Here is an 11,970-nt window from a genome sequence, read left to right as displayed (position 1 = left end):
CTGCGGTCAGGAAGCGATTACGGTGTGAATTACATCGCGTAGGTCAGCATGATGCTGGTTTTGGTGTCGGTGCGATCGGGAGCGGACTCGGGCGGGTTGTTGTTCCAGGTCACGTTATACGCCAGCTTCAGCGCAAAGTGATCGTTGATGCCCACCTGCAGACCCGTTTCCGAGTTGACGGTGGTGTCTTCGCCAAAGCTGCTCAGCACAGAGACGCCCTGAATGAATTTGGTGTTGTCGGTCAGCTGCCACTGATAGCTCAGCGCGCCGTAGCCCAGTGCTTTGGTTTCGCTGCCGCCGTCGTGGAAATCGTCATAGCGCACGCCCGGACCAAATTCCGCGCGCAGCGAATGAATCGGCCCGCTCAGGATCTGACGACCGTAACCGGCGGTCAGCACATCGCGTGAGTCGTAGCCGTTAAAGCGATCGCTCAGCCAGCTCGCCTGACCAAACAGGTAGTCGAAGCTGTTGAGGTTGTAGCGCGAACGACCGCCGATGCTGTAGGTTTCAGAAGAGCGCTCGTCGTTGGACGAGGTGTTCGCCGCGTTACCCCACAGGCTGTAAGCCATAGAGCTCTGATACCACGTCATGTTGGTTTGCGCAGTCAGCGAGGAGCTGGTGGTGTTACCGGTCTGCGCCAGGTAGCCTGCGGAGGCGCTGCCGTCGAACGGTTTTTTCGCCGTTGAAGGATCGTCCATCGCAGTAAAAACGGTGTTGTCCGCCAATGCCTGGTGGCAAAATGCGCCGGCGGAAAGCAAAAGAACGGCTGAGAGCTTGTGAAGCACTTTCATTTATTGTGACCCGTACGACAGTTTAAAAAAGAGTGAGTGTGAAGAGTTTTACCGGCCAATCAACGCAATTTACGGTAAGTATTGTAAATAAATATTAACCTGGCTGAAACAGGCTTCACACAGGCTATCCCGCTTGTTTGTTGGGATTTTTCTTATTAACGGCGCGCATTATAGAGGGCGTCTGGCTGAAAAGCAGTGGCGCGATGACAAAATTTTTCTGCGCCACCCGTCAGCGCCTTTACCCTGCTTTACTTTTGTGCCTGCTCTAAATAACCGCTTTATCCTGTTCATTATTCGCGCATTTTTTAACCATGGTCTACGCTGAGCACAGTCATGCCGCACAGAGGTGAAACATGAGCGACGATCTCAAGCGTTACATTGTCACATTTCACTATCAGGAATCGGGCCTCGGTGATATTCAGGCGCTCAACAGCGCGATGATCGCCACCGGCTTTAGCACAACGCTTAACGATGATCAGGGCCACCCGCACGAGCTAGGCACCAATAGCTTTGGTCTGGTCAGCGCCCTCTCACAGGAGGATCTGCAGCGTCAGGCCACTGCCGTGGGCGAAAGCGTACTGCATCAGACACCCGACGTCGCCGTCACCACGCTGGAGGCGTTCTTAGGTGACGCGGCGCAGTAGCCGCGCTCGCCATCCGTTCCGGTAAGCTGTGCGCAAGCGCGGGTTTTCAGCGATATTGAGGCGATATAATCGTTTCAATGTTGCAGACCACTCTGACTGACACCGCAGCCTGACAGGTTAAAAGAGGATCGCCCATGTGGAACGCTATTAGTCGTCTGTTAAGCGAGCAGTTTGGCCAGGCCGATATTACCGATCGCCACGAGCTGCCCGGCGGCGACGTTCATCCCGCCTGGCGCTTTCGCTATGGCGAGCATGACGTCTTTATGAAGTGCAACAGCCGCGAAATGCTCACCCTTTTCACCTGGGAGGCCGATCAGCTGGCGCTGCTGGCGCGCACCCAAAGCGTGCGCGTGCCGGCGGTCTACGGCGTCGGCCACCATCGCGATCAGAGCTTTTTACTGCTGGAGTATATTGCGCCGCTGCCGCTGGACGCGGAGAACGCCTTTCAGCTCGGCCAGCAGCTGGCGCGCCTGCATCAGTGGAGTGAACAGGCGCAGTTCGGCCTCGACTTCGACAACAACATCACGACTACGCCGCAGCCCAATAGCTGGCTGCGCCGCTGGTCGGTTTTCTTTGCGGAGCAGCGCATCGGCTGGCAGCTGCAGCTGGCGGAAGAGAAAGGCATCGCCTATGGCAATACGGAAGAGATCGTCAACTGCGTGCAGCGCGCGCTGGCCACCCACCAGCCGCAGCCTTCCCTGCTGCATGGTGACCTCTGGCCGGCCAACTGCGCCGGCAGCGCCAGCGGTCCCTGGCTGTTCGATCCCGCCTGCTACTGGGGCGACCGCGAATGTGACCTGGCGATGCTCGGCTGGTTTCCTGATTTGCCGCGACAGATCTATGAGGGCTATCAGTCGGTCTGGCCGCTGCCGGACGGCTTCTCGCAGCGGCAGCCGGTCTACCAGCTCTACTACCTGCTTAACCGCGCTAACGTTTTCGGCGGCAGCTGGTTAAGCGAGGCGCGCTTCGCCGTCGCGCGCCTGCTGGAAGAGGATGCGCTAGCGCAGCGTCAGGCCAGACTGGCCTGACGCCTTACAGAAAGCCGAGCAGCGACAGCGCGAAGTAACCGGCGACGGCGATCGCTACCGGCAGGATATAAAGCGGAAAGATTTGCAGGAAAATCGTGTGGTGCGGCACGCGAATTTTCTCTTCCAGCTGCTGGCGCGTGCGGGCATCGCTGCCGCGCGCCTGCTCAAGAATGAGCTGATCCTCAATACCCTCTTTGATATGGCGCGCCTGACGCGCCATGCGCGAACCGGACGCTTCCAGCGCCAGGCCGACGAAAATCAAAATATAGATAATCCAGAAGCCGATATTCATCTGACCGTTAAACTCCGGCACCGGCGAGTTACGCCAGAAGAAACCGAGGAACGGCGTGTTGAAACGGATCATATCGACAATGACATGGACAAAATCGAGCATCACGGCGTCGATGCCCGGTTGTTTTTCACTGTGCCTGAACATAAAGCCCAGCACTGAAATCGCGGTCGACAGCAGCGCGAGCAAAAAAATCGCCCAGCCAGCCACTCGCTTGAGGATGGCAATGCGGCCAGCCTGTTGATAAGTCATGGTATCTCCTGTACCTGAATCCCGTTTGCAGCCAGTCTACCTGCCTGTGGTTTTTATTTCCCGTAAAAAGCGCCGCCTGCGTCACTTTCGCCGCGCGCGCTGGCCCATGATAAGGTAGCGCAAATTCTACAAGGAGCCAGCCGATGCGTTACACCCGCCCCGTTTATGCCGCCCTGTTTGATATGGATGGTCTGATTATCGATTCCGAACCGCTGTGGGATCGGGCCGAACTGGATGTTTTTGCCACGCTCAACGTCGACCTGTCACGCCGCAACGAACTGCCCGACACGCTGGGCCTGCGCATCGATCAGGTGGTGCGCATGTGGTATGAAACCCTGCCCTGGTCAGGCCCGGATCAGCAGACGGTTACGGCACGCATTATTGCCCGCGCGCTGGCGCTGATCGAGGAGCAGCGCCCGCTGCTTCCGGGGGTGAAGCAGGCGCTGCAGCTCTGTCGGCAGCGCGGGCTGAAAACCGGGCTGGTCTCCGCCTCGCCGCTGATGATGCTGGAGCGGGTGCTCGCCCTGTTCGATCTGCGCGACCAGTTCGACGTGCTGGTCTCCGGCGAGGCGCTGCCCTACAGCAAGCCGCATCCGCAGGTCTATCTTGACGCCGCCGCGCGGCTGGGCGTCGATCCGCTCAACTGCGTGACGCTGGAGGATTCGGTTAACGGCATGATCGCCACCAAAGCGGCGCGTATGCGTTCTGTTGTGGTGCCGCCCGCCGCGCTGCGCGACGATGCGCGCTGGTCGCTGGCTAACGTAAAGCTGGACAATCTGACCCAGCTTACCGCAGCGCATCTGCTGGGCGATGCCGCTCGCTAAACCCTGTGCGACGAGGCGAACGCGCCGCCTGTTCGAACCCGCCCGCCGCCGGCGGGTTTTTCTTTACGGCATGATCCTCCTCTCAAATAAATAAAACAGCGTTTCATTTTTATTGAATTGATCTCCCACTCCTCCTAAGATGCCCTCAGACGCCCTGCGGGGCCTGTGTATCTGTTTCGCCAGAGGGAACCAGAATGGACGTTCGTCAAAGCATTCATAGCGAGCATGCCCGTCAGCTCGACACCGCCGCGCTGCGTCGCGAATTCCTGATTGAAAAAATCTTTGAAGCGGACCGCTATACGCTCACCTACAGCCATATCGACCGCATTATTATCGGCGGCGTGATGCCGGTCGCCGATGGCGTGACCTTCGGCAACGAGATGGGCAAGCAGTTAGGCGTCAGCTACTTCCTGGAGCGCCGCGAGCTGGGCGTGATTAATATCGGCGGGCCGGGCACCATCGAGGTAGACGGCAAGGTCTGGGAGATCGGGACGGAAGAGGCGCTCTACGTCGGTAAAGGCGCGCAGACGCTGAGCTTCCGCAGCAATGATGCCTCGCGCCCGGCGAAGTTCTATTTCAACAGCGCGCCCGCGCACAGTCGCTTTCCCGATAAAAAAGTGGGCAAAGAGGACGCGGTTCGCACCACGCTGGGCGATGCGGCGACATCAAACCGCCGCACCATCAATAAATATCTGGTGCCGGACGTGCTGCCGACCTGCCAGCTTACCATGGGCCTGACCCGCCTGGACGAAGGCAACCTGTGGAATACCATGCCATGTCACACCCACGAACGCCGGATGGAGGTCTACTTCTATTTCGATATGAATCCGGAAAGCGCGGTATTTCATATGATGGGCCAGCCGCAGGAGACGCGTCATCTGCTGGTGCATAACGAACAGGCGGTTATCTCGCCCAGCTGGTCGATTCATGCCGGCGTCGGCACCGAACGCTACACCTTTATCTGGGGCATGGTCGGCGAGAATCAGGTATTCGACGACATGGATCATGTCAACATCCGCGATCTGCGCTAACAAAGGAGGCGCTCTCATGATACTCAACGCATTTAATCTGGAAGGTAAAATCGCGCTGGTTACCGGCTGCAACACCGGGCTCGGCCAGGGTATGGCGCTGGGGCTGGCCCAGGCCGGCTGCGATATTGTCGGTGTCAACCGTGACGATCCCGCCGAAACGCAGCAGCGCGTCGAAGCGCTGGGCCGTCGCTTCTGGTCGCTGCAGGCGGACCTTATCCGCACCGAGCAGGTGCCGGGCGTGGTAGAAAAAGCGGTGGCCGCCGCTGGCAAAATCGACATTCTGGTCAACAACGCCGGTATTATCCGCCGTGAAGACGCGCTGAACTTCAGCGAACAGGACTGGGATGACGTCATGAACATTAACAGTAAGAGCGTCTTCTTCCTGTCGCAGCAGGTAGCGCGCCAGTTTATTGCGCAGGGCCAGGGCGGCAAAATCATTAATATTGCCTCAATGCTCTCTTTCCAGGGCGGGATTCGTGTCCCCTCCTACACGGCATCGAAAAGCGCGGTGATGGGCCTGACGCGGCTGATGGCGAACGAGTGGGCGAAACACGGCATTAACGTCAACGCCATCGCGCCGGGCTATATGGCGACCAACAATACCGAACAGCTGCGCAGTGACGAAGGCCGCAGCGCCGAGATCCTCGGACGTATTCCCGCCGCGCGCTGGGGCGTACCGGAAGATATGATGGGCCCGGTGGTGTTCCTTGCCTCTTCAGCCTCTGACTATGTCAACGGCTACACGCTGGCGGTCGACGGCGGCTGGCTGGCGCGCTAGCGTCTCGCAGGTGACAAGACGCAGCTTAAAAGCTTGCGTTCCCGGCCTGCTGGCAAACCCGACGAAACGGCGGCGCAATGCCGCCATTTCGCTAAAAAAATTCACGCTTCGTTACAGCGTCACAACTTCTCATTCACTGGATAAATCCCTATACTGGATGCATCGACAGTTTGCAGCCAGGTTTTATCATGACGGGCGAAGGCCACGTAATTTTCGCTATTGCCACCGCTATTTTCGCTAAGCGCGCCGAGCTGACGCCCGTGCTGGCGCAGGCTGACTGGTGGCATCTTGTTCCTGCCACGCTGCTTACCTGTTTGCTGCCCGATATTGACCATCCTAAATCTTTGCTTGGTCAACGGTTAAAGTGGCTCTCCTATCCTATCGCGCGTGCTTTTGGTCACCGGGGCTTTACCCATAGCCTGCTGGCCGTCGCGGCCAGTCTGTGGCTGTTTCAGATTAACGTGCCGGCAGACTGGCTACTGCCTGCTGATGTGTTGCAGGGCATGACCCTGGGCTATCTCAGCCATATCGTTGCGGATATGCTGACGCCCGCTGGCGTGCCTCTGCTGTGGCCGTGCCGCTGGCGATTTCGTCTGCCCATCCTGAGAAGCCAGAAAGGCAACCAGCTGGAGCGCACGCTCTGCCTGATACTGGTCGGCTGTTCGCTGTGGTTTCCGGCAGGCGCGCCCTCTTTTGGTGCGCAGGGCTGGACCTCGCAGCTCTTTGATACGCTACAAAATGGCGTCTCTCGCTTAATTTCCACCCAGAAAGCGCATTAAAGCAGCAGAATACGCTGTCTGGTTATAAGGCATTCCATTTGGATATAAGTCGACACCCAGGTGAGCTGGTAACATACCGCCACTTAATTCGTGCGTCATAATATCTGGCGTTCCGGCGCAATAGCTGTCGCCGGGCGTGTTTTTTCGGGAGCCAACATGGATCTACCTCTGATTCTTAATCTTGCCGCCTTCGTTGCGCTGCTGCTGCTGCTGTCGCGCCTCGGCCGTAACAGCTGGAGCCTGTCGAAAAAGGTGCTGGTCGGTCTGGTGATCGGCGTGCTGTTCGGCCTGGCGCTGCAAACCCTTTACGGCGCGCAGAGCGAGGTGCTGAAAACCTCTATTAGCTGGTTCAATATCGTGGGCAACGGCTACGTGCAGCTGCTGCAGATGATCGTGATGCCGCTGGTGTTCGCCTCGATTCTCAGCGCTGTCGCCCGCCTGCATAACGCCTCGTCACTGGGTAAAATCAGCCTGCTTACCATCGGCGTGCTGCTGTTCACCACCGCGATCTCCGCGCTGGTCGGCGTGCTGGTGACCGGCCTGTTCCACCTCAGCGCCGAGGGGCTGGTTCAGGGGGCGCAGGAGAGCGCGCGTCTTGCCGCGATTCAGAGCAATTATGCAGGCAAAGTGGCGGACCTCACCGTTCCGCAGCTGCTGCTCTCTTTCGTGCCGAAAAATCCGTTCGCCGATCTGACCGGCGCCAGCCCGACCTCGATCATCAGCGTGGTGATCTTCGCCGCCTTCCTCGGCGTGGCCGCGCTGCAGCTGCTGAAAGATGACGAAGTCAAAGGCCAGCGCGTGCTGGTGGCGATCGATACCCTTCAGTCCTGGGTGATGAAGCTGGTGCGTCTGATCATGAAGCTGACCCCCTACGGCGTGCTGGCGCTGATGACCAAAGTGGTCGCCGGTTCCAACCTGCAGGACATTATCAAGCTGGGCGGCTTTGTCGTCGCCTCCTACCTGGGTCTGGCGATTATGTTCGGCGTGCACGCGCTGCTGCTGTCGGTCAACGGTATTAACCCGCTGCGCTTTTTCCGCAAGGTCTGGCCGGTGATCACCTTCGCCTTTACCAGCCGCTCCAGCGCCGCAAGCATTCCGCTTAACGTGGAAACGCAGACGCGTCGCCTGGGCGTACCGGAATCGATCGCCAGCTTCTCCGCCTCTTTCGGCGCGACAATTGGTCAGAACGGCTGCGCAGGCCTCTACCCGACCATGCTGGCCGTGATGGTGGCGCCGACCGTCGGCATCAACCCGTTCGATCCGGTCTGGATCGCTACGCTGGTGGGCATCGTTACGCTGAGCTCGGCAGGCGTGGCCGGCGTCGGCGGCGGCGCGACCTTCGCCGCGCTGATTGTGCTGCCCGCGATGGGTCTGCCGGTGACGCTGGTCGCCCTGCTGATCTCCATTGAACCGCTGATCGATATGGGCCGTACCGCGCTCAACGTCAACGGCTCGATGACCGCAGGCTCTCTCACCAGCCGCTGGCTCGGTATGACCGATAAAGCCGTGCTGGAGAGTGACGAGCACGCAGAGCTGGCGCACCGCTAAGCGCACGCTGCATGACAATAAGCCGGGCCTTCGCGCCCGGTTTTTTTATGCACGCGCTTCACAATCCGCCCCCTTTATGGCGACGCCGTAAAGAAAGCGTTAAGCGTGGTAAAGAGAGGAAAAAGTCGCGCCCCTGCGCTTGTTTTCACGGCGGAAAAAGAGAATGCTTCAGGCAGTTATCGCAGGAGAAAACCCATGAAAAAAGTTATCGCCTCGCTGCTGGCGTTAACGCTGTTATCGCCAGCGCTTGTCTCTGCTCATCCCGGCGGCTGGGGCCCTGGCCCGGGTCCGCACTGGGGCGGCCACGGCCGCGGCTGGGGTGGTCCAGGCCCGCTGCGCTTTTTGCCTGAAGCGGCGACCGCGGTGCTCATAGGCGGCCTGACCTACTATATGCTCAACGGCGCTTACTATCAGCGCCAGGGCGAAAATTACGTGGTGGTGCAGCCGCCAGCTGAGCCGGACGGCGCGCTGCGCGTGCTCGACTTTAACGGTCGTCGTTTTTACGTGCAGGCGGGCCACTACTACCAGCGCGATATCAACGGTGAATATATCGAGGTACCGCGCCCCGCAGGACTTTAATCCGCCACAACGAAAAACGGCCCGTCACTGACGGGCCGTTTACTTTCTGTTCGTTCGGTTCGCCGCTTACTGAGCAGCCTGCGGATCGGTGTCGTAGTCTTTGCAGCTCTGGAAACCGTAGTTCATGACGCGACCGGTGTCGTTATAGCTCACGAAGTAAGTCTGCGGTTTACCGTCACGCTCGCCCAGCACATAGGTCTGGCAGGTGCCGCGCGCGTGAACCATGGTGATTTCAGTCGAAGCCGGGCCCGCAATCTGGCGAACCTGATCGCGCGTCATGCCTTTTTTCACATCCTTAACGACGGGCTTGCTCACGTAGCTCTCAGCACGATCGTAAGCCGTACAACCAGACAGTGCGACCAGCGTCAGCGCCGCAGCGATACATCCCATTGCTTTATTCATCAAGTTGTTCCTCATTGTATTGTCCATGTAAGCTTAAGCCTGGAACAGAAATGCAGATTAATCAACTTTATGGCGCATTTTTACGTTCAGTCTGAACTGTCAGGTTAGCGTAAAAAGGCTGTTCTTGACGCGATCGCCCCGTATAATCCGGCGCGAGAATAAGCACTCTCAAAACTATTTTTTCGGAGGCAGGATGAACCCACAGCGTGAAGCGCGGCATCGCACGCGCCAGGATGAGATCATCGCGGCGGCGCGGCGCTGTTTTCGTCGGTCGGGTTTCCACGGCGCCAGCATGGCGCAGCTTGCCAGCGCCGCCAGCCTCAGCGTCGGGCAGATCTATCGCTACTTTCCCAGCAAAGATGCGCTGATTGAGGAGATGGTGAAACGCATCGTCGACGGCCGCGTGGCGGCGATGAGCGCGCAGAGTGACGCCAGCCATATCGCCGATATGATCGCCCACCGGGAAACCCTGAACGACGAGGATGAGATGCTGATGCTGGAGGTTGCCGCCGAAGCGAGCCGCAATCCGCGTATCAGCGACATCCTGCAGGCCGCCGAGACGCGCCTGTTTCATAACGCCTGTGAAAAAATGCGCGCCGACTATCCGCACCTTACCGAGCCGCAGTGCACCGCCTGCGTCGAAGTGCTGGCAGTGCTGATAGAAGGCACCGCTTTTCGCCGCCTGACGACGCCAAAAGCGTCAGCGGATCTGCTTCATACGCTCTACAACCAGATGATCCACAACCTGGTCAACCCCTCAGAGGACAAATGACACCTGCACGCAATAACCGACTGGTCTATGCCATCACGCTGGGCCTGCTGGCGGCGCTTGGCCCGCTCTGCATCGATCTCTACCTGCCTGCGCTGCCTGAGCTGGCGCGCGATCTGCAAACCTCAACCGCCACGGCGCAGCTCAGCCTGACCGCTGGCCTGCTCGGCCTTGGTGCCGGACAGCTGCTGTTCGGGCCAATGAGCGATAAGTTCGGGCGCCTGCGTCCGCTGACGCTCTCGCTGGCGCTGCTGTTTATCGCCTCCATCGGCTGCGCGCTGGCGCAGGACATCCACCAGCTGCTGCTGGCGCGCCTGTTCGAAGGCCTGGCGGGCGCGGGCGGCGCGGTATTGTCGCGCGCGGTGGCGCGCGATATGTACAGCGGCCACGAACTGACGCGCTTCTTCGCGCTGCTGATGCTGGTAAACGGCCTGGCGCCCATCGGCGCGCCGGTGCTGGGCGGCGTGCTGATGACGCTGCTTAACTGGCGCGGCATCTTCGTGGTGCTGGGCGCAACGGCGCTGCTGCTGATCCTGCTGGCGCGCTGGAAGCTGCACGAAACCCTGCCGCCCGAGCGCCGCAGCCAGGGCTCGGTCTTCTCCGCCTGGGCGGCGCTGGGCCAGGTGGTGGTTCATCGTCCCTTTATGGGCTTCTGCCTGACGCAGGCCTTTATGATGTCGGCATGTTCGCCTATATCGGCGCGTCGCCCTTCGTGCTGCAGCAGATTTATGGCCTCTCGCCGCAGGCGTTCAGCTTCTGCTTCGCCGCGAACGGCATCGGGCTGGTGATCGCCTCGCAGACCAGCGCGCGCCTCTGCCCGCTCTGGGGCGAATACCGCGTGCTGAAGGGCGGCCTGACGCTCGCCTTTGCGGCCTCCAGCCTGCTGCTGCTGGCGGGGCTCACCGCCGCGCCGCTGCCGCTGGTGCTGGTGGCGCTCTTTTTCACTATCGCGAGCAACGGCGTGATCGCCACCACCGCCTCGTCGCTGGCGATGCAGAGCCAGGGGCATCGCGCCGGCAGCGCGTCAGCGGTCATCGGCGTCTGCATGTTCTCCTTCGGCGCAATCTCGGTGCCCATTACCGGGCTGGGCGGCACCTCGCTCGTCAGCATGACCGGCACCATCTTCGGCTGCTTTATGCTGGCGATCCTGATGTTTATTTTCCTGGCGCAGAAACCGGCGCCGCGCGAATAAACTGCCTGATATCGCAACAGTTAACCGGAAACAACTGGCGCTTTGGCTTGTTGTTTTCGCCGATGCGCGTTAGCTTTAATAAAAGGTTCGCACGGGCCAACAGGCCTCTGACTTGAGGAGAGATTCATGTCACTGCAGCAGGAAATCATTACCGCACTCGGCGTTAGCCCGGATATCGACCCGCAGCAGGAAATTCGTCGCAGCGTCGATTTCCTCAAAAGCTACCTGAAGCGTAATCCGTTTCTGAAGACCCTGGTGCTCGGCATCAGCGGTGGCCAGGACTCGACGCTGGCGGGCAAACTGTCGCAGCTGGCGATCGACGAACTGCGTGAAGAGAGCGGCGACAGCGCCTACGCCTTTATCGCCGTACGCCTGCCCTACGGCGTGCAGGCGGATGAGCAGGATTGTCAGGACGCGCTGGCGTTTATCCAGCCCGATCGCTCGCTGGTAGTCAATATCAAAGAGTCGGTGCTGGCCAGCGAACGCGCGCTGCGCGAGGCGGGGGTCGAGCTCTCCGATTTTGTGCGCGGCAATGAAAAAGCGCGCGAGCGCATGAAGGCGCAGTACAGCATCGCCGGCATGACCAAAGGCCTGGTGGTGGGCACCGACCATGCGGCGGAAGCGGTGACCGGCTTCTTCACCAAATATGGCGACGGCGGCACCGACATCAACCCGCTGTTTCGCCTCAATAAGCGCCAGGGCAAGCTGCTGCTGAAAACCCTGGGCTGTCCGGAACACCTCTACCTGAAACGCCCGACGGCCGATCTGGAAGACGATCGTCCTGGCCTGGAGGATGAAGTAGCGCTCGGCGTTACCTATGAGATGATTGATGACTACCTGGAAGGCAAAAGCGTCGCGCCGGAAACGGCGAAGATCATCGAAAACTGGTATCTGAAGACTGAGCACAAGCGCCGTCCGCCGATTACGGTGTTCGACGACTTCTGGAAATAACGCCCTCTTTCCCCTGCTGCCCGGCAGGGGAAATCTTATCCCGCCTCGATGTTCACCGATTAACCCGCTGGCGAAAGCCTGAGCAGCCTGATATGCTGTATGAATACACAGTT

The 11,970-nt window shown here is 59.6% G+C and carries 13 protein-coding genes and 1 pseudogene; 11 read left to right on the top strand and 3 right to left on the bottom strand.

The annotated features are described in order from the left end of the window. Window positions 1-29: 29 nt before the first annotated feature. Window positions 30-791 carry a DUF481 domain-containing protein gene (locus tag Q9R34_RS02445; RefSeq protein ID WP_033747531.1) on the bottom strand — a complete coding sequence of 254 codons (762 nt, stop codon included), beginning with the start codon at window positions 789-791 and terminating at the stop codon, window positions 30-32. Window positions 792-1,144: 353 nt separating this feature from the next. Between Q9R34_RS02445 and ghoS the strand changes: the two genes are divergently transcribed. Both ghoS and Q9R34_RS02435 read left to right on the top strand, forming a co-directional pair. Then, window positions 1,145-1,435, top strand: a complete 291-nt coding sequence (gene ghoS / locus Q9R34_RS02440; protein WP_434125508.1) for a type V toxin-antitoxin system endoribonuclease antitoxin GhoS — start codon at window positions 1,145-1,147, stop codon at window positions 1,433-1,435. Window positions 1,436-1,569: 134 nt separating this feature from the next. Beyond that, the gene (locus tag Q9R34_RS02435; RefSeq protein ID WP_485892265.1) at window positions 1,570-2,463 is read left to right on the top strand and encodes a fructosamine kinase family protein; all 894 of its coding nucleotides are present in this window, start codon (window positions 1,570-1,572) and stop codon (window positions 2,461-2,463) included. A 4-nt stretch (window positions 2,464-2,467) separates the two neighbouring features. On the opposite strand, the gene Q9R34_RS02430 is transcribed toward Q9R34_RS02435, so the two are convergent. Continuing rightward, window positions 2,468-3,004, bottom strand: coding sequence for a YniB family protein (locus tag Q9R34_RS02430; protein ID WP_434125505.1), 537 nt, complete (start codon window positions 3,002-3,004; stop codon window positions 2,468-2,470). A gap of 143 nt (window positions 3,005-3,147) precedes the next feature. Here Q9R34_RS02430 and hxpB point away from each other — a divergent pair, with 143 nt between their 5' ends. The 6 genes from hxpB (at window position 3,148) to Q9R34_RS02400 (ending at window position 8,543) form a co-directional block, all read left to right on the top strand. Continuing rightward, window positions 3,148-3,828 (top strand): hexitol phosphatase HxpB, encoded by a 681-nt coding sequence (gene hxpB, locus Q9R34_RS02425; RefSeq protein ID WP_485892264.1) that lies wholly within the window; start codon window positions 3,148-3,150, stop codon window positions 3,826-3,828. Window positions 3,829-4,022: 194 nt separating this feature from the next. Then, the gene (gene kduI / locus Q9R34_RS02420) at window positions 4,023-4,859 is read left to right on the top strand and encodes a 5-dehydro-4-deoxy-D-glucuronate isomerase (protein WP_485892263.1); all 837 of its coding nucleotides are present in this window, start codon (window positions 4,023-4,025) and stop codon (window positions 4,857-4,859) included. 16 nt (window positions 4,860-4,875) lie between these two features. After that, a complete protein-coding gene (gene kduD, locus Q9R34_RS02415; RefSeq protein WP_485892262.1) occupies window positions 4,876-5,637 on the top strand; it encodes a 2-dehydro-3-deoxy-D-gluconate 5-dehydrogenase KduD in 762 nt (253 codons plus the stop codon). A gap of 188 nt (window positions 5,638-5,825) precedes the next feature. Next, window positions 5,826-6,416, top strand: a complete 591-nt coding sequence (locus tag Q9R34_RS02410; protein ID WP_434125499.1) for a metal-dependent hydrolase — start codon at window positions 5,826-5,828, stop codon at window positions 6,414-6,416. A gap of 156 nt (window positions 6,417-6,572) precedes the next feature. Continuing rightward, window positions 6,573-7,964, top strand: coding sequence for an L-cystine transporter (locus tag Q9R34_RS02405; RefSeq protein WP_434125497.1), 1,392 nt, complete (start codon window positions 6,573-6,575; stop codon window positions 7,962-7,964). A gap of 195 nt (window positions 7,965-8,159) precedes the next feature. After that, window positions 8,160-8,543, top strand: a complete 384-nt coding sequence (locus Q9R34_RS02400) for a DUF6515 family protein (protein WP_434125495.1) — start codon at window positions 8,160-8,162, stop codon at window positions 8,541-8,543. 66 nt (window positions 8,544-8,609) lie between these two features. On the opposite strand, the gene osmE is transcribed toward Q9R34_RS02400, so the two are convergent. Then, the gene (osmE, locus tag Q9R34_RS02395; protein WP_434125494.1) at window positions 8,610-8,945 is read right to left on the bottom strand and encodes an osmotically-inducible lipoprotein OsmE; all 336 of its coding nucleotides are present in this window, start codon (window positions 8,943-8,945) and stop codon (window positions 8,610-8,612) included. 193 nt (window positions 8,946-9,138) lie between these two features. Here osmE and Q9R34_RS02390 point away from each other — a divergent pair, with 193 nt between their 5' ends. The 3 genes and pseudogenes from Q9R34_RS02390 (at window position 9,139) to nadE (ending at window position 11,857) form a co-directional block, all read left to right on the top strand. Further along, entirely contained in the window at window positions 9,139-9,717 is a 579-nt protein-coding gene (locus tag Q9R34_RS02390; protein ID WP_485892261.1) for a TetR/AcrR family transcriptional regulator, read from the top strand. After that, a pseudogene (locus Q9R34_RS02385) lies at window positions 9,714-10,906 on the top strand (multidrug effflux MFS transporter). The gene Q9R34_RS02390 and the pseudogene Q9R34_RS02385 overlap by 4 nt, the downstream one beginning before the upstream one ends. Before the next feature lie 126 nt (window positions 10,907-11,032). Beyond that, window positions 11,033-11,857, top strand: coding sequence for an ammonia-dependent NAD(+) synthetase (nadE, locus tag Q9R34_RS02380; RefSeq protein ID WP_485892260.1), 825 nt, complete (start codon window positions 11,033-11,035; stop codon window positions 11,855-11,857). The last annotated feature ends 113 nt before the right edge of the window (window positions 11,858-11,970 follow it).

Source organism: Enterobacter sp. BRE11, assembly GCF_031844285.1.
In the GTDB taxonomy this organism is placed as follows: domain Bacteria; phylum Pseudomonadota; class Gammaproteobacteria; order Enterobacterales; family Enterobacteriaceae; genus Pantoea.
Note: the sequence above shows the minus strand (reverse complement) of the source record. Positions and strands in the feature narration are given on the sequence as shown.